Below are 16670 nucleotides of genomic sequence, written 5' to 3' on the forward strand. Positions count from 1 at the left end.
GCTAGAGAACAATCGCAGGCTTCTTGGGCTGATGAGCATAGGCCATCAGCCCACAAATGAGATTCACACAGAAATTCAGAGGACTACGGTGCCGAGAATGCTCAATCTGAGAAATGTTTTTCAACTGGTCGATAACTGTGTCTATAATGACCCGTTTACGCGATAATACCTTCTCCATCAACAGCATCAGATGGTTTTTCATGGTGCGGCGCGGCTTCGCGAAAAACTGAATTTGGCACTGTTTCCACAACTGTTACCCTAAGGAGGCTGAGACATAGCCTCGGTCAGGAAAGACTTAGACTTTGCCAAAGACCAATTGCAGAAGCTCGGGCATAGGCTGGCGGTTATGGACATTTCCCGGAGTGAGTTGTACGGCCAACACTGGCGACGGTCATTGACCACTAAATGCAGCTTGAAGCCATACGTTTTGCCACCGGCTGCAAGGCCTTCGAGCACCGGATGGCGGTTAATCCGGCGTGGATAGCAGATCGCTAAACTCATGGAATCAATAAAACTAATCCCTGTACAGGTGTCAAAGAGCGTTTTGAAGTACACACACAGCGGCATGAGCAAGCTGGGCATCCATTCGACAAACTGCTGGTAGCTGAGTAAGCGGGGGAAAGCCTCCCGCCAATGGCACAGATGTGCTCCAGATAAAACTGCTTAAAGGTGCGATAGTGAGACTGATGAAAAGCAATAACGATGGTCATCTGTTCACTCAAGGTCAGGCAGCGAGGGCAGAGCCGCCGCTTTGAGCCTGTACCTAGTTGCTGGCGACGCCAGAGAGGAAGAAAGTGTTTACAAAAGTCATCGACGGAGCAGAACAAGGCGTCTAGATTTAGAGTAGATCTAAGGCAAGAGATGGGGGATATGTTTTCGCTTAGTTTACCCGTCTCTCTTTCTTTTTCAGCAGACCACTTATCCCGAACTCAGGTTAAGATAGCTCGAAAAAGCCGAAGCTGTTTACTGTTTGGCTTGCTTCTCTCATTAGTTAAGCTTATCGCCTTGAAGTCAAAATGGCCAAACTGACTCCCTAGCGGGTGTTTTACAACAGAGAATTGACGTTTTTTTACTAAGCAATAGGGTTTCTAAATACTGTAAAGGATTGATAACCAGTATCAATTAAAATGTGCTCAAATAGCAGAAGTGTTGAATTCTGCAACAAAACTTAACATCCTAAGTGACAAGTAGCTCTGGCTGCCAATCAAAGCTCCAATGCACTATCGAGCAGCGGCGACTCAGTTCCAGTTGCAAATATCGCAATTTGTCTAATAGCTTCCTGCCAAAGTATTCAGGTATCTCCATTAGCTCTAAAATTAAGTACCCAATCAAAACCATATAAATCTGATTTATCACCCCATTCAAACTCTTCGTAATCAGCTTGTCTAATGATAAATGCATCTTTAGAAACTTCCATAAGTTCTCAATCCCCCACCGATGCCGATACAGCTCACTCACTTCCTCATCACTTAGATGCATTAGATTCGTCGCAATACGAAACTCTGTTCCATGCTCATCAAAAAATTGAACCACTCGGTATCTCTCATGATTGAGCTTCATTCTCATGTTATTCTTGATACGCACAACAAATAAACACTTCCTCTCACTCAGCCGCTCTAAAAATCTCCAACTCGCAAACCCTCTATCCATGATGGCAACGGCATTCTCAGGGATCATTTCTAAAATCTCGTCTTGAAAGCTTAGGTCATGTCTCTCCCCAAAAGAGACTACTGCCTTACCCAGGATGTTCTCTGTTAAATCAAATCCTGTAATTAACTTCACTTGATGGTATTTGTAGAACCAAAAGAGCTTACTCGTCAGGGTAATGACGGTTGAATCAATAGGAAACAGCATCAGACTTGAACAACGATGTCTCTTGCGAGCTTGAGACATGAGATGAGTGTAAATCCTCTCAAATAAGGTGGTTGTTCGAGTTTTGTTCGCCTTGGAAAACGTGGACATATCCACTGTAATCCCCGAATGATTCAAGCGATAAAATAAGGCTCTCATGCTGGTTAATCCTTGGTCGAGAATGTAGGTCAACCAGATTTTGAAGAACAATTGAGAGTTGAGGACGGGGTAGTCGCAAGGGCTGAGCTGCTTGAGAATAGACTTGACAAGAACTGAAAAAGATGCCATAGTAAGCTGATTAATTTTTCTTCTTTTGAGGGAAGAATACGACATTTCTTCCCTTTTTTCTAGCCTCTTAAACTATCTTTCAACACTTCTGCTCAAATAGTTCCTCGTCAATCAATTCATCAATCACTTGCTTCACAGGTGAGTTATTATTACCTTCGGCATCATACCAGCCATAGTAGTCATGCAAAATAAAGTAACCCCCCGGTCGCAAATACCAAGGCACATAATTGAAAACATCAGCCTTGCATCCCTCATAGCTGTGATCACCATCAATGAAAATAAGATCAACTAAACCTTCAACCGTAACTTCATCTGAACGAGCGTTAATAAATTCAACATAGCTCTCAAGATTGGCTTCAGCAATCAGCTCCTCAGCTTCCTTAGTTGGAAAAGGATCAATTGAAAGTAGTTGCCGTTTTTTGGGCGCCTCAAATTCTCTGTAGTCTATGTCAGGACGTTGCTTGTGTTGTTGTGGTTCTTGCCAACCAATATCAATGAATCGCAGCGCACTTGCTAGGCATAGTGTGGAAAAGCCCTTAAAGCATCCAATTTCAATAATTCGCGTGGCACGAATGCTCACTGCCAGAGAAAAAAGAGTCATGCCCAATCCAAGTTCCGAGCCACCAGCAACGAGTGACCGCCGCATCAAGCCAAAAAAATTTCCAAAATACCCATCCATTCTTTTTTGATTATCAGTTAGGGGTTCTGTTGTCATTAAGTATTCTTGACTAAAGCTCATAGGAGGTATTCTCGGCAGCTATCCTTTCTAACTTGTCTTATCTTAACTGAGGTTAATTTGACTAGCAGCCAAACCAATAAAAAAATCCCCCAAGGTCACTTGGGGGACAACAGGAAGAGAGAAATTTTTGGCTCTAGAGTTGGGGCACAAACCGCTCTTTGTCGGGAACCACGGTGTACTCAGCAACAATTTGGCGAAACTCCTCACCATCAATCGTTTCTTTTTCCACCAGTAGATCCACCAAGCGGTCAATCACGACCCGATTTTCGCGGATGATCTTGATGGCTAGCTCGTAGCTGTGCTGCACCAACTCTCGCACTTGGGCATCAATGCGAGCGGCAATTTCCTCGGAGTATTCTGTCCGAGAGACCAAGTCCCGCCCCAAGAACACTTCACCGTTTTGGGTTTCCAAGGAGAGAGGCCCTAGATCCGACATGCCAAAGCGAGTAACCATTTGCCGTGCCATCGCTGTCACCTGTTGCAGGTCATTGCCGGCACCAGTCGTGACTTCAGCATCGCCAAAGACCACGTATTCGGCAGCGCGACCACCAAGGGCACCGGCCATCCGCGCCATCAGTTGCGATCGCGAGATGAGACCGGAATCTTCTGAAGGCATGAACCAAGTGAGACCACGGGCTTGACCACGCGGCACCAAGGTCACTTTTTGCACGGGATCGTGATCCTTCAGGAGGGTGCCAACAATGGCGTGACCCACCTCGTGGTAAGCGATGAGGCGTTTGCTCTTGCCATCAATGAGCGGTGTGCCCTCCATACCAGCGACAACCCGATCCACGGCATCGTCAATTTCCAGCATGGTGATGGCGGGTTTCCGCCGACGGGCCGTGAGAATCGCCGCTTCATTGAGCAAGTTGGCTAAATCCGCACCCGTAAAGCCGGGAGTACGGCGAGCGATCGCCTCAAGGGAGACTTCAGGCGCTAATTTTTTGTTGCGGGCATGCACCTTGAGAATGGCTAAACGCCCCTTGATATCTGGTGCATCCACGATCACCTGACGGTCAAAGCGACCCGGACGCAAGAGAGCCGCATCAAGAACGTCGGGACGGTTGGTTGCTGCAATCACAATAATGCCCGTATTTCCCTCAAAGCCATCCATTTCTGTCAGCAATTGGTTGAGGGTCTGCTCCCGCTCATCATTGCCACCGCCAATTCCCGCACCCCGTTGGCGACCCACGGCATCAATTTCATCAATAAAGATAAGGCAGGGGGCATTTTCCTTGGCCTTGCGGAAGAGATCCCGCACGCGGGAGGCACCGACACCAACAAACATTTCGACAAACTCTGAGCCAGAGATGGAGAAAAAGGGCACGCCAGCTTCCCCGGCGATCGCCTTGGCCAGCATCGTTTTCCCTGTACCAGGAGGCCCCACCAGCAATACCCCCTTGGGAATGCGGGCACCAACTGCTGTAAATTTCTCCGGTTTTTTCAGGAAGGTGACCACCTCTTGCAGTTCTTCCTTGGCTTCATCCACACCCGCCACATCATCGAACATGACGCCCGTTTTGGCCTCCATTTGGAAGCGGGCACGAGATTTACCGAAGTTCATCGCCTGTCCGGGACCACCGGGCACGTTGCTAGAGCGGCGAAAGAGGAAGAAAAGTCCTCCTAGAAGCAGGACAGGGAAGAGCAAATTGCCCAAGAGGCTCCAGAGAGCACTATCATTGCGGGCTGGATGCACATCGATTTCTACATGCTGCTCCCGCAGTTTACTGATGACCTCTGGCGCTGTGCCGGGCATGTCCACGCGTACCCGCAGGGGTCGGCCGTTAATCAGTTCCGGATCAGAGACATCGACAATGGCAGTGCGACCATTATCGAAAATATCCACTCGACTAATGCGACCGGCGTCTAAGTAGTTGAGGAATCGGCCATAGCTCATGCGCGTACTGGCGGTATTTAAGGGAGGCTGACTTTGATTGAGCATCAAGTTGCTTGCCCCCTGCCATAGCAGAACCCCCATCAGCAGTAGGGGAATTGACCAAAGGAGAACGGTTTTCCAAGAGACTTTCATTGGCGGCGCTTTTTATCAGGTTCTTAACTAAATTTAACATATCCCTCCCCAAGGCGGGGTCTTAGTTCATCATGCCTTCAAGGAGGCGATCGCGCCGTTGTTGGAGAACTGCTTGCAGAAGAGGGTACCCCTGCAGTTCAGGATCCTGTTCTATTAGTTGACTCGCGGCCGCACGCGCCGCCTCTAGGCAATCTTGATCCTCTACTAGGCTTGCGAGGGCAAAATCCGGCAGTCCCGATTGTCGTGTGCCCAGCACTTCCCCTGGACCGCGCAGCCGCAGATCCATCTCGGCAATAAAGAAGCCATCCTGAGACTGAGCCAACACACTTAAGCGTTGCTTGGCCGCCTCATTGCGAGAACTATTCAGCAAGAGACAATAGGACTGTTGGGCACCCCGCCCCACCCGCCCCCGCAGTTGATGCAGTTGGGATAGGCCAAAGCGTTCCGCGTGTTCAATGAGCATCACCGTGGCATTGGGGACATCTACCCCCACCTCAACCACCGTGGTGGCCACAAGAATATCCAGTTCCCCCTTGGCAAAGGCTTGAATCGTTGCATCCTTGTCACTAGATGCCATGCGACCGTGGAGCAGCCCGACCCGAAAATTGGGAAAAATCTCTGTTTGTAATCGCTCGTGCTCGGCAATGGCGGATTTCAGATCCAGTTTTTCCGATTCCTCAACCAAAGGGAGGACAATGTAGGCCTGACGCCCCTGGGCCACTTCACGGCGGATTAAATCGTAGGCATGGGGGCGATCGCACCGTCCCAACACCGTGGTTTGAATCGGCTGCCGACCGGGGGGCAATTCATCAATTTGACTCACATCCAAATCCCCATGGAGGGTCAACGCAAGAGTACGGGGAATCGGTGTCGCCGTCATTGTCAGCACATGGGGCAAGAGTCCCTTGGCTTGCAGCTTTGCCCGTTGCGCCACCCCAAAGCGGTGCTGTTCATCAATCACCACGAGACCCAGCCGCTGAAACGTTACCCCCTCTTGGATGAGGGCATGGGTACCCACCAGCACCGGTAATTCCCCTGTTGCTAATTGATCCAAAATCTGACGTCGCTTGGCCGCGCGTATCGATCCTGTGAGCAGTTCCACCGGCACATGGAGGGGGGTGAGCCATTCAAAAAGCTTGCGATAGTGCTGCTCTGCCAGAACCTCTGTGGGTGCCATCAGGGCTGCTTGGTAACCCGACTGCACAGCCGCCAATAGCGCAATCACAGCGACCACAGTTTTGCCGGATCCCACATCCCCTTGGACAAGGCGATTCATGGGAATCGGGCGCTCTAAATCTGCCAAAATTTCAGCCACCACCCGCTGCTGCGCCCCCGTAAGTCGAAACGGTAGCTGTTGATAAAATTGCTCGATGAGCGCCCCTTGGGGGTTGAGGGGGACACTGGCCTGCTGTTGTTGCTGCCGCCGCCGTTGGAGCAATCCCAGTTGTAGGTAGAAAAATTCATCAAAAATCAGCCGCCGCCGTGCCAGACTCAGTTGGGCTTGATCTGGCGGAAAGTGAATGTGACGCAGCGCCGTATCTAGAGGAATCAGTTGGTGACGTTGGCGTAGCTCCTGCGGTAGGGGATCAGGATAGCCCTGCACCAAGGGCAGAACGCGATCGACCGCACGGCGAATCACATCGGGAGAAACTCCCTCGGCTAGGGGATAGATCGGCACAATACGGCCAATCGTGAGGGAGTCTATTTCTGCCGCAGCATGATCCAGCACTTCCAACTGGGGATCCTCAAGGGTGAGGCCATACTTCGTCAGTTTCACGAGGCCAGAGGCAGCCACAATTGTCTGTGGGGCATAGAGGCGTTTTTGCTGCTCTTGCCATCCGCGTTGGGCATAGCGGGCACCGGCGTAGAAGCGGCTGAGGCGAATTTGACCCGTCCGATCTTGGAGGACAAGTTCCAAAATCGTTAGCTTGGCATTGCGAGGACTGGTAAAACAGTTGCAACGGCGAACTTTACCTACAAGGGTGACGGTTTCTCCGGCTTGCAGTTGCCGAATCGGTACTTGGCGAGCATAGTCAACATGATCGCGGGGAAAGTAGTCAATGAGATCCCTAACCGTGTAAAGCCCCAGTTTTTCCAGCTTGGCAGCAGTGCGATCGCCAATGCCATTGACCGTCTTTAGCGGCTGGTTGAGGAGACGGGGAGGGGAGCTAGTAATAAGTTGTTTGTGGACATCGTGCAGCAGTTGGCGCGTTTGCACCACGAGGTGCTGTCGTTGCGTGGGGGACAGATCGTTGTACTGGGCATAGGCTGCTGCCGTTTCCTGCCAGCGATCGCGCACCTGAACAGGCAGTTGTTGCAGGGGGGCTTGCGTTAACGCTTCGTGTAAATACTCATTGAACCGATAGGTATTGCCCTGAAGGTTGCAAAAGCCCCGCTCCATTTCGATGGCAAGGGCGCGTTGTAGGCGTGGCCAGTCTAGGGACATCGCAGGCCTCCTTTCTAAGGCTCACCATCCATTGCCTCGGAAACGTTGGCTGTCGCGTCTGCGGTTTCATTGGCTTTCCATGTTTGCCACCACGCCCGACTGGCCTTGAGAACCAGATATTGCCGCTGTTTTTTGTGGAGTTGTTTCTGGAGTGTGGCCAGACGAGCCTCCAGCTGACGAATTTGGCTGCGCTGATTGGCAAGGGGGGGATGCTGAAACTCCAGTTCCTCAAGTTGCAGATAAATGGCGGCCATGGGGTGATGGGTGACAGATTCCCTTTTGGACTCACTTGTGTCTTGCTCCTCTTCACCTGCCTCTTGCAGCTTTTGCTCATCCAGCATCATGGTCAGCAAATGAGGAATTCTCCCAAGGGGGCGATTTTCTGCCTTACTGGCAATCTCTAAAATCACTGCGATCGGAGCAGGAGGCAAAATGGCGGCCTGTTGGAGCAGGTAGTTAATCTTCAGCGAACTTTGATAAAGGACTTGGCTCAATTGCTCCGGTAGGGAGGGGGGGTCCTGTTCTTTGGTTGTGTCTTCCTCTGACGGCGCTTCCCCATTCACCGCCTCTTGCCTTGAAGTTGAGTCTTCTTGGTGACGGGGCTGTAGGCCTAAAATCGTGGTTTCCAAGGCGATCGCCAGTTCAACAATCTGACGCTGAAGTTCCTGCCGCTCTGCATCCTCAAGGGTCAAAAATTGCTCTGGAAAGACTTGAGTGCACACCTGATAACTGACCGTGATCAACTGCTGACGGGCAATGGGGGCAAGCATCTCTAGATAGACATCATAAAGCTGACGCATTTCCGCCAAGGCGGCCAATAGCATCCCCTGTAACCCTAAAATTTCCCGCTCAACGGCTTCTAAGTTACCCGACATACACGCCTAAACTGGGAAAACGGCAAAACAGTGCTGCTGCGTTTAGAGGACTGTTTCTACAATCTATTACAAAATCTTGGCGAGGATAGCCTGTTCACCCACTCATGGCAAGATGGTGAGGTCGCAAAGGTGAGGCAAAAACGTGGATATTATTCTCTGGTTGCAAGCGGTTATCCTCGGCTTAGTACAAGGCATTACAGAGTTTTTACCCATTAGCAGCACCGCTCACCTCATTCTCTTGAGTGATGTGTTGGGGTGGAAAAGTGTCTGGCATAAAACAGCCCTTGACGCGATGCAATTCGGCAGTGTGATTGCGGTTTTTGGCTATTTTTGGCAGGACATTCGCCAAATGGTTCAAGGCGGTTGGCAAGCATGGCGGCAACGGGATTGGCAGCGGGAGGAGTGGAAGCTGCTGGCCGGCATTGCCGTGGGCACGATTCCTGCATTGGTGGCGGGACTGATTCTGAAATTGGCCAAGGTAGAACTGGATCGCCCTCAAATCATTGCCACGATGGCGATCGCCATGGCGATTCTCTTGGGACTGGCGGAAAAGTGGGGTGCTCGCAAACGCACCTATCAAGACATTGGCATTTTAGATGGCGTGTTGGTGGGCTGTGGCCAGATGATTGCCCTGCTGCCAGGGGCTTCGCGATCTGGATCTACATTAACCACGGCTTTGTTGCTAGGACTGGAGCGGCAAACAGCGGCTCGCTTTTCGTTTCTGTTGGGTATTCCCACACTGACGATCGCGACCCTTGTCCAAGCCAAAGATGTCTTTGATCAGGGCACCCTGTTTTTTCCTTTAGTGATTGCCACGCTATCGAGCATGGTTTTCTCCTATCTGGCGATCGCTTGGCTGCTGCGATTTCTCCAACGTCACTCCACTTGGGTCTTTATTTGGTATCGCATTGGCTTGGGAGCTGCCCTCTGGGGGGCGATCGCCCTTGGCAATTTGCAAACCTAAGGAACAGTATTTAGCAAAATTTAACCAAATGTGTGGTGAGGATCACAGGGAAATTACGGATGCCTTGCCATACTGAGTGTGGAATGGTGAAAGAAGGTAAAACTGTACAGGGGCGCGATCGCTCTCCAACGAGGTGAAGAAGTAACGTCATATCCGCTCATTTTGGAAAGGGTAGGGAAACCAAAACGTGTGTGGCCTATGTCCAATACGGCACTAAATACTGATAATGCTGATAATGCTGACCTAAAGGGTTCTACCCTCTCTCTGTTGCAGGCCTACCAAGACCGTCCTGCACTGGAATTGCGGAATCGCCTTGTGCAGTTGAACATGGGGCTAGTGCGCAAAGAAGCCCATCGCTGGGTGAAATGCACCCAAGAAAGTTTTGAGGACTTGATGCAGGTGGGTACCTTGGGTCTGATTCACGCCATTGAACGCTTTGACCCTAGCAAGGGCGTTGCCTTTAGCTCTTTCGCCATTCCCTACATTCGCGGTGAAATTCAACACTACCTGCGGGACAAAAGCCCCCACATTCGGGTACCGCGTCGTTGGCAAGCCCTACAAAGCCAAGCCAAGCGGGTTGCTCAGGAGTTACGCCAACAACTGCATCGCCCTCCCACTGATAGTGAAATTGCCCAAGCCCTCGATGTCTCCCTTGAAGAATGGCAAACGGCAAAACTTGCCAGCTACCATACCACACCTGTGAGCTTAGATGCCCCCACCCTCGAAGGGGAAGAGGACAGTGTTTGTTTAGGGGACATCGTGCCCGATCAGCGGTACCAAAGTTTTCAACTAGCTCAAGAAGACCGCATTCGCTTGCAGCAGTGTCTTCAGAAACTAGAAGCCCGCACCTGTCAAATTCTCGAATTTGTCTTTTTGCACGATTTGAGTCAAAAGGAAACAGCTGAACTGTTGGGGCTAAGTGCGGTCACAGTCTCTCGGCAGATTAAAAAAGGCCTGCAAGCCCTTCAACGGATGATGAGTCACGACGACGCTGAGTCGTAAAAACGCATAAAATATATTCATGGCTGATTTTGCTGCCCCTTTAGCGGCTTTAGCGGCACATCGTTGGTTCAAACTCATTAACGGTGCTAGTTTCCAAGATGTTGCCCAAATCTATAACCTGACCTTGGCCTATGCACTAGCAGGCGCTGATTGTATTGATGTGGCCGCCGATGCGGCAGTGATTCACGCGGCCAATGAGGCTTTGACAGTGGCTGAAGGCCTCGGTGCAGCCCGACCCCTGCTGATGGTGAGCATCAATGATGGAGCTGACCCGCATTTTCGGAAGGCAACATTTGATCCGAGTCGCTGTCCACCTGCCTGCGATCGCCCCTGTGAGCGGATTTGTCCTGCGGCGGCCATTCGCTTTGATGAACCCCTGCAGGGGGTAGTGCGCGATCGCTGTTATGGGTGTGGTCGCTGTTTACCCCTGTGTCCCTTCGGCTTAATTACGACCCATGAGCAGCCAGCGGTTTTTGAGCACATCACTCCGCTCATTGCCAAAGGCACCCTTCAAGCCCTCGAAATCCACACCCAACCCCAACGCAATAGTGCTTTTGCCCAACTTTGGCAGCGCGTCCGCCCTTGGGTTCGACATTTGCAGGTGCTAGCCATTAGTTGTCCCCCCGGAGAGGGAGTCATTGACTATTTGCGCTGGATTAATGAGCAAATTCAGCCCCTTGAGTGTGCCCTCATTTGGCAAGCAGATGGGCGTCCTATGAGTGGCGACATTGGCGATGGCGCAACCCGAGCCACCATTCAATTCGGCCAAGCGATTTTAGGGGCAAATTTACCCGGATTTGTTCAACTGGCGGGCGGCACAAATGACCATACGGTTGCTAAACTCAGGGCAATGGGATTGTTAGCCCCACGGGGAATCGCTGGTGTCGCCTATGGTAGTTATGCCCGCAAACGCCTTGCACCGTTTCATGCACTGGCTGAGCAACCATGGCAAACGATTCCCTCTGTCCTTGCAGCGGCTGTTGCCGAAGCAGCTACCCTAGTGTCTTCTTTGAAATCTGTCCCGTCACCCTCTGTACCCTATGGTTGAATTGACTGCTGGACAACGCCAAGTTACCGACGATCTCGATCAACTATTGGCCATCCTCCCACCGCCCTTGGGGCAGTCTCTCACCCATCACCCCCAGCGGGAAGAACTCTTAGAAATCGTCCTTGATTTGGGGCGACTGCCAGAAGCGCGGTTTGTCCACAGTACGCAATACCTTGCCGAGACGCCCGTCAGCCGTGAAATGTTGCAGTATGCCGTGGATCGGGTGGGTGAGTTTAGTGGTGACAATCGCGCCGGCATTGAGCGTACCCTCCACCGCATTAGTGCGTTGCGCAATCGCCAAGGAACCATCATTGGCTTGACCTGCCGGGTGGGGCGGGCGGTCTTTGGCACCATTGGGATGATTCGCGATTTAGTCGAAAGTGGCCAGTCGATTTTGCTCTTGGGGCGTCCCGGCGTGGGTAAAACCACGGCACTGCGGGAAATTGCCCGTGTCTTGGCGGATGAGCTGCACAAACGAGTGGTGATTATTGACACCTCCAATGAAATTGCGGGCGATGGCGACATTCCCCACCCAGCAATTGGCAAGGCGCGGCGGATGCAGGTGGCGCGTCCGGAACTTCAGCATCAAGTGATGATTGAGGCGGTAGAAAACCACATGCCCCAAGTGATTGTGATTGATGAGATTGGCACAGAGTTAGAGGCGCTTGCCGCACGGACAATCGCGGAACGGGGGGTACAACTGATTGGTACAGCCCACGGCAATCAAATTGAGAACCTAATGAAAAACCCGACCCTTGCGGATTTGGTGGGCGGCATTCAATCGGTCACTTTGGGGGATGAAGAAGCGCGGCGGCGCGGCACCCAAAAAAGTGTGCTCGAACGCAAAGCTCCCCCCACCTTTCAAATTGCGGTGGAAATGCTAGAGCGCGATCGCTGGGCTATCCATCTCGATGTAGCTGCCAGTGTGGATCTCCTGTTGCGGGGTCGCCAACCGGCTCCTGAAATTCGCAGTATTGCTGCCGATGGCTCAGTGGTGATTAGCCGCCCCGAACTTTCCCCCCAGCGCTCAGAGGCTAAACCCCTGCCTCAGCGTCCCTCTTGGCGCGACAGTGGCCAGATGCTACCCGTGGTTGATGGCAATAAAGAACCCCTAAGAGCTAATTTTGCCCAGCTGCTTGAAAGAACCTTGGATGCTCCCACAGTTGGTCCCAATGGTGAGGAACTGCCCCTCCATGTTTTTCCCTACGCCGTCAGCCGCCACCATTTAGAGCAAGCGGTTCGCACCCTCAACTTACCTATCGTGGTGACTAAAGACATTGATCAGGCGGATGTGATTTTAACACTCCGCTCCCACCTCAAAGGGGAAAGCAAGCTACGGCACCTTGCCCATATTCATCACCTGCCGGTGCATGCCATCAAAACCAACAGCATGGCACAAATTGTGCGGGGACTGCGGCATCTACTTGGCATAGAAGACCCTAGCCCAGCGGAATCGGCAGATCTCTCCCTCTTTAGCCCAACGGGGAGTGATGATGAATTGGAGGCGCTTGAGGAGGCACGCTTGGCAGTTGAAGAAATTGTCATTCCCAAGGGTCAAGTTGTGGAGTTATTACCGCGATCGGCCAACATTCGGCGAATGCAACATGAACTGATTGAGCACTACCAACTCACTTCCTGTAGCTTCGGTGAAGAGCCAAACCGACGGCTGCGGATTTACCCAAATCTATCGCGTTAATCAGGGATTCACCAGTGCCTGCAAAGAGGCACCCATGCGGTCAATGGGCAAAACATGCTGCACGGCACCGAGGGCAATGGCCTCCTTGGGCATGCCAAAAATCACGCTAGTGGCCTCGTTCTGGGCAATTGTGATGCCACCAACACTGGCGATCGCCTGCATCCCCGCTGCACCATCATCTCCCATTCCTGTGAGCAAGACCCCAACAACGGCATCACCATAGTAAGCTGCTAGGGAGCGAAACATGGCATTTACCGAGGGACAATGTCGTTCATTGGCCGCAGCGGGTGTCAGACAAAACTTGCCGCGGCGATCAATTTCTAAATTCAAATGATCCGGCGCAAAATACACGACGCCGGGCTGAGGCATCTCGCCCGCAGTTGCCACTGCCACCGTCACCCGCAGTTGAGTGTCTTGAGACAACCAACCAATCAGACCGCCGAGAAAGCCAGAACTAATATGCTGGGTACAGACAATCGGTAGAGGGAATGTCGCAGACAGTGGCTGCAAGACTTTAGCAATGGCTTGGGGACCCCCAGTCGAAGCACCAATTCCGACAATAGCGAGGTTTGATGATGAGTGACCCTTGGGCAGCGGTGGCCCTGCAACGCTAGTGGTACTAGGAGGGGTGGGGCGTAGGGGACGGGTAAACACTCTCATGCCTGCCAGCACCCGAATTTTATTCAGCAGTTGGGTGCGGTCGTAGTCGGCTAGCAGACCACTACTCGGCTTGGGAAACACATCAATCGCCCCTACTTGCAACAGCTGAAAGGCCGTTTCTGTTTCTCCTGCTGCCACACTGATCACTAAAATAGGACGCGGATAGCGTGCCATGAGCTGACGGGTTAGCGCTAGCCCATCCATTTCCTTCATGTACAGATCCGTACAGACGACATCGGGCTGGCAGGATGGAATTGCGATTTAGGACGAGCGAGCATCTGAATTTTTCTAATCAAGGTGCTTCTAAGCTCTGGTAAATCAGGGGTGATGGCAGCGGGTTTAGGGAAGAAATCGAGAATGCCAGCCGCTTTGAGATGGGCGATGCTATGGGTCTGCTGGAGGACTTCTGGGGTAGCACTAATCACGAGAATTGGGCGTGGAAACCGCTGTTGAACCGCTTCAATAAATTCAAAGCCCCCCATCCCTGCCATTTCTAAATCGGTACAAATAACGTCGGGCTGAGTCTGCTCAATCAATTGCAGACCCGCAAGACCATCGGCAGCCGTCCCCACGATCTCAACTTCTGAAGAGCCAGCAATGAGCCGTTCTAGAACTTTGAGGGCAACTGGGGAGTCTTCAATGAGAACAACCGTAATTTTAGCCATTGCATGGCATCCTAGGAACCCTTCGTCCGAGTCACCCCTCACTGTCTTGATGACGATCAAGAAAAAACAGGAAAGGAGGCTGCTGAGCGGCTATTCTAATCTAGTTTGAGTGTCTGTTGTTGCTTCTACTGCTGCACGAATGCTGATCCCTGTTTGTCGGCGGATGAGGTTTAGAAATTGTTCGAGTAGTCGATCATTCATCGGTTCTATCCCCTAGGGTATGATCGTATAGGAAATACCCCAGTCTGTCGGCAATCATCAATTAAGTAAATGACACAAGCATACACCCCTGAAGATGTTTGGCGGTTATTGGGGGAACTACTGGAAGCTCAAAAGGAAACAGAACGCCGATTTCAAGAAACTGAGCGTCGTTTTCAGGAGACTGAACGTTTACTGCGGGAAGAAGCTCGTCAACTCAACCAACAAATTGGCAAGCTGGGCAGGGCGAACGCATACTGAAGGAATAAGCAAAGCGTACAGTCAGGCAAAGCAGGAGTGGCTGCGAGGCTTTTTGTAGTTGATGGGAAGACCCTGCGACACTCCTACGATTTTAGTGCATGGGTGCATCGTTACGATTGATGCCACGGGGACACAAAACCAGATTGCCCAGCAGATGATTGAGCAGGGTGGCGAGTATGTGTTGAGCCTCAAGGGCAATCAACGCCATCTGCATAAGGATATGTGCAACAAGTGCTTGAGTGGGCACAGCAGACGGACGTCAAAGACGTTGACCACGAGTTTTATCGAACCGTTGAAGGGGCTCATGGTCGCATGGAGATGCGCCGTTATGGGCTGCTGAGAGCCGCCGAGCGTTTGGTCGATGGGCATCTGTGGCTCAATCTGCGACGGGTGGGCGTGGTTGAATCAGAACGTACGTCAGGACACCTTTGCGAAGGGGGGTGTTGAGGCAAAACGTTTAAGGGCAGGATGGGACGATGACTACCTTGCCCCCGTGGTATCTTCGCCTGATGTGCAGTAGGCTAGTCTATAGTTATCAAGCCTGATCAGTCTCTTTATGGATAACCGTGGCAATGGCTTTGGCTGGGGATTTCTTGCAGGTGCCCTCTTTGGTGGCATTGCGGGTTCCCTAGTCACGCTTTTAGTCAAGGATAAATTGAGCGAAGCAATCACAGGTGACTCTGGACGGCTGAAGGGGGATAAAGCGATTCCTCTCAATGGCAGTGATGACAATTTGATGGAGTCGATGCGGCTAGAGCTAGAGGCAAAAATTGCCCAAATCAATGAAGCGGTGGATGACCTGCAAAACCGCCTCAGCAATGAGGATCAGCCTTGAGCAGCAGGTGAATACAGGTTGGTTCGTGCTAAAGACAACAAATAAAAGACTTGAGACGTAGGGATGTTGCCTCAAGCCCAATCAAGAATCTAACGAAGGTTTCACGAAAATAGGGGACTAGTAGGCTAGACCCATGCTGCGGGTGGTTTCTGCACCTAGATAAACGCGAATGCTCAAAAAGTCAGTAGGACAGGCCGTTTCGCAGCGTTTGCAGCCAACGCAATCTTCTGTGCGGGGGGAGGAGGCAATTTGGCCAGCTTTGCAACCATCCCAAGGCACCATTTCCAGCACATCGGTGGGGCAGGCCCGCACACACTGGGTGCAGCCAATGCAGGTATCGTAGATTTTGACAGTGTGAGCCATGTAATAACCGCTCCTAAAACGATCAGGATGACAGGTGGATGCCCTGCCGCCAACTCAGGAAGCCCCTAAGCTACGACAATAAGGGCAGTCTGGAGATAAATACCGAGATTTAGGATACCGCAGTGGTTGATTGCTGGGCGGGGTGGATGAGCAAACTTCAAAGAATGTAACTTTTTTGTAAAGTCTGGTAAATTTACCTATTGTGGGGTCAATCTTAGTCAAAACAGTTTTTAATCTGTGGTGCTTGCCTGCATTGAGGAACTTGAAGGGGTTCTATGGATTCCAAGTACAGTGTAGTCGGATGCGTTGTGTGTGGTGGTCAATGTCTTGGAAGTGGTTATTCCTTGCTATGTGTAGTGCAGGTCTGCTGCTGGCGCCTGTGCCTTTACCTCGTTCCATGGCTCAAACCTCTCCGCGCACAGATGTGATTGCTCCGTGGGAGATCATGAACTATGCCCGCGTGGTTCTGGAAATTGAACCCATCCGCCAAAAATATTATCGTCAAGCTCAGGCAGCTTTCCAAGGTCAAGTACCCCGCAACTCTTGCTTTGGCATGAATCCCCAAAATATCCCCAGTGGCTTGGAGACCATTTGCGCCAACTATGTACGCGAGGCAATGCAGGTGCTGAGGAAATATAATATGTCTCTAGAGCAATTCAATGCGATTACACTGCGAGCACAGCAGGACAGCGCCTTTAGCCAACGTATCCAAGCCGAAATGTTGCGGTTGCAACAACCTTGATCATACTT

The 16670-nt window shown here is 51.5% G+C and carries 16 protein-coding genes and 2 pseudogenes; 9 read left to right on the forward strand and 9 right to left on the reverse strand.

The features are described 5' to 3' along the window. Position 1: 1 nt before the first annotated feature. From NBE99_RS02725 to NBE99_RS02750, 6 genes and pseudogenes are all read right to left on the reverse strand, one after another. Positions 2–863 (reverse strand): annotated as a pseudogene (locus NBE99_RS02725) (IS982 family transposase). A 313-nt stretch (positions 864–1176) separates the two neighbouring features. Then, positions 1177–2139, reverse strand: coding sequence for a transposase (locus NBE99_RS02730; RefSeq protein WP_399371026.1), 963 nt, complete (start codon positions 2137–2139; stop codon positions 1177–1179). A gap of 79 nt (positions 2140–2218) precedes the next feature. Then, positions 2219–2878 (reverse strand): O-methyltransferase, encoded by a 660-nt coding sequence (locus NBE99_RS02735; protein WP_250682978.1) that lies wholly within the window; start codon positions 2876–2878, stop codon positions 2219–2221. 133 nt (positions 2879–3011) lie between these two features. Then, the gene (ftsH2, locus tag NBE99_RS02740; protein WP_250682979.1) at positions 3012–4907 is read right to left on the reverse strand and encodes an ATP-dependent zinc metalloprotease FtsH2; all 1896 of its coding nucleotides are present in this window, start codon (positions 4905–4907) and stop codon (positions 3012–3014) included. Between the two features lie 61 nt (positions 4908–4968). Beyond that, a complete protein-coding gene (gene recG, locus NBE99_RS02745) occupies positions 4969–7353 on the reverse strand; it encodes an ATP-dependent DNA helicase RecG (protein WP_250682980.1) in 2385 nt (794 codons plus the stop codon). A 14-nt stretch (positions 7354–7367) separates the two neighbouring features. Then, positions 7368–8228: a hypothetical protein gene (locus tag NBE99_RS02750; protein WP_250682981.1), complete on the reverse strand. Its 861-nt coding sequence runs from the start codon at positions 8226–8228 to the stop codon at positions 7368–7370. A gap of 142 nt (positions 8229–8370) precedes the next feature. Between NBE99_RS02750 and NBE99_RS02755 the strand changes: the two genes are divergently transcribed. The 4 genes from NBE99_RS02755 to NBE99_RS02770 all read left to right on the forward strand — a co-directional run bounded on the left by NBE99_RS02755 (position 8371) and on the right by NBE99_RS02770 (position 12938). Beyond that, positions 8371–9192: an undecaprenyl-diphosphate phosphatase gene (locus NBE99_RS02755; protein WP_250682982.1), complete on the forward strand. Its 822-nt coding sequence runs from the start codon at positions 8371–8373 to the stop codon at positions 9190–9192. A gap of 198 nt (positions 9193–9390) precedes the next feature. Next, positions 9391–10194 (forward strand): RNA polymerase sigma factor SigF, encoded by an 804-nt coding sequence (locus NBE99_RS02760; RefSeq protein ID WP_250682983.1) that lies wholly within the window; start codon positions 9391–9393, stop codon positions 10192–10194. A gap of 19 nt (positions 10195–10213) precedes the next feature. Continuing rightward, the gene (gene ldpA, locus NBE99_RS02765) at positions 10214–11242 is read left to right on the forward strand and encodes a circadian clock protein LdpA (protein ID WP_250682984.1); all 1029 of its coding nucleotides are present in this window, start codon (positions 10214–10216) and stop codon (positions 11240–11242) included. Next, complete coding sequence (locus tag NBE99_RS02770; protein WP_250682985.1) at positions 11235–12938, forward strand: R3H domain-containing nucleic acid-binding protein; 1704 nt, start codon at positions 11235–11237, stop codon at positions 12936–12938. The genes ldpA and NBE99_RS02770 overlap by 8 nt, the downstream gene beginning before the upstream one ends. Here NBE99_RS02770 and NBE99_RS02775 read toward each other — a convergent pair whose 3' ends face one another. Beyond that, a complete protein-coding gene (locus NBE99_RS02775; protein ID WP_250682986.1) occupies positions 12939–13811 on the reverse strand; it encodes a chemotaxis protein CheB in 873 nt (290 codons plus the stop codon). It lies immediately after the preceding gene. Beyond that, positions 13808–14263, reverse strand: a complete 456-nt coding sequence (locus tag NBE99_RS02780) for a response regulator (protein WP_250682987.1) — start codon at positions 14261–14263, stop codon at positions 13808–13810. Before NBE99_RS02780 ends, NBE99_RS02775 begins: the two co-directional genes overlap by 4 nt. A 270-nt stretch (positions 14264–14533) precedes the next feature. Here NBE99_RS02780 and NBE99_RS02785 point away from each other — a divergent pair, with 270 nt between their 5' ends. From NBE99_RS02785 to NBE99_RS02795, 4 genes and pseudogenes are all read left to right on the forward strand, one after another. Then, complete coding sequence (locus tag NBE99_RS02785; protein WP_250682988.1) at positions 14534–14722, forward strand: hypothetical protein; 189 nt, start codon at positions 14534–14536, stop codon at positions 14720–14722. Positions 14723–14822: 100 nt separating this feature from the next. Continuing rightward, positions 14823–14942: pseudogene (locus NBE99_RS13410) on the forward strand (ISAs1 family transposase); the annotation flags it as partial. A 2-nt stretch (positions 14943–14944) separates the two neighbouring features. Then, positions 14945–15169, forward strand: a complete 225-nt coding sequence (locus NBE99_RS02790; protein ID WP_250682989.1) for a hypothetical protein — start codon at positions 14945–14947, stop codon at positions 15167–15169. A gap of 109 nt (positions 15170–15278) precedes the next feature. Beyond that, a complete protein-coding gene (locus NBE99_RS02795; protein ID WP_250682990.1) occupies positions 15279–15557 on the forward strand; it encodes a hypothetical protein in 279 nt (92 codons plus the stop codon). Positions 15558–15674: 117 nt separating this feature from the next. On the opposite strand, the gene psaC is transcribed toward NBE99_RS02795, so the two are convergent. After that, a complete protein-coding gene (gene psaC, locus NBE99_RS02800) occupies positions 15675–15920 on the reverse strand; it encodes a photosystem I iron-sulfur center protein PsaC (RefSeq protein ID WP_011056855.1) in 246 nt (81 codons plus the stop codon). 349 nt (positions 15921–16269) lie between these two features. Here psaC and NBE99_RS02805 point away from each other — a divergent pair, with 349 nt between their 5' ends. After that, the gene (locus tag NBE99_RS02805) at positions 16270–16662 is read left to right on the forward strand and encodes a DUF4168 domain-containing protein (RefSeq protein WP_250682991.1); all 393 of its coding nucleotides are present in this window, start codon (positions 16270–16272) and stop codon (positions 16660–16662) included. Positions 16663–16670 lie beyond the last annotated feature (8 nt).

The sequence above is a fragment of the Thermosynechococcus sp. HN-54 genome, assembly GCF_023650955.1.
GTDB lineage: Bacteria > Cyanobacteriota > Cyanobacteriia > Thermosynechococcales > Thermosynechococcaceae > Thermosynechococcus.

Excerpts from the sequence above, each read along its gene's own strand:
- NBE99_RS02750 (WP_250682981.1), bottom strand. The coding sequence starts at position 8,228 with ATGTCGGGTAACTTAGAAGCCGTTGAGCGGGAAATTTTAGGGTTACAG.
- NBE99_RS02770 (WP_250682985.1), top strand. The coding sequence starts at position 11,235 with ATGGTTGAATTGACTGCTGGACAACGCCAAGTTACCGACGATCTCGAT.
- ftsH2 (WP_250682979.1), bottom strand. The coding sequence starts at position 4,907 with ATGAAAGTCTCTTGGAAAACCGTTCTCCTTTGGTCAATTCCCCTACTG.
- recG (WP_250682980.1), bottom strand. The coding sequence starts at position 7,353 with ATGTCCCTAGACTGGCCACGCCTACAACGCGCCCTTGCCATCGAAATG.
- NBE99_RS02785 (WP_250682988.1), top strand. The coding sequence starts at position 14,534 with ATGACACAAGCATACACCCCTGAAGATGTTTGGCGGTTATTGGGGGAA.
- NBE99_RS02775 (WP_250682986.1), bottom strand. The coding sequence starts at position 13,811 with ATGAAGGAAATGGATGGGCTAGCGCTAACCCGTCAGCTCATGGCACGC.
- NBE99_RS02795 (WP_250682990.1), top strand. The coding sequence starts at position 15,279 with ATGGATAACCGTGGCAATGGCTTTGGCTGGGGATTTCTTGCAGGTGCC.
- NBE99_RS02760 (WP_250682983.1), top strand. The coding sequence starts at position 9,391 with ATGTCCAATACGGCACTAAATACTGATAATGCTGATAATGCTGACCTA.
- ldpA (WP_250682984.1), top strand. The coding sequence starts at position 10,214 with ATGGCTGATTTTGCTGCCCCTTTAGCGGCTTTAGCGGCACATCGTTGG.
- NBE99_RS02730 (WP_399371026.1), bottom strand. The coding sequence starts at position 2,139 with ATGGCATCTTTTTCAGTTCTTGTCAAGTCTATTCTCAAGCAGCTCAGC.
- NBE99_RS02805 (WP_250682991.1), top strand. The coding sequence starts at position 16,270 with ATGTGTAGTGCAGGTCTGCTGCTGGCGCCTGTGCCTTTACCTCGTTCC.
- psaC (WP_011056855.1), bottom strand. The coding sequence starts at position 15,920 with ATGGCTCACACTGTCAAAATCTACGATACCTGCATTGGCTGCACCCAG.
- NBE99_RS02735 (WP_250682978.1), bottom strand. The coding sequence starts at position 2,878 with ATGAGCTTTAGTCAAGAATACTTAATGACAACAGAACCCCTAACTGAT.
- NBE99_RS02780 (WP_250682987.1), bottom strand. The coding sequence starts at position 14,263 with ATGGCTAAAATTACGGTTGTTCTCATTGAAGACTCCCCAGTTGCCCTC.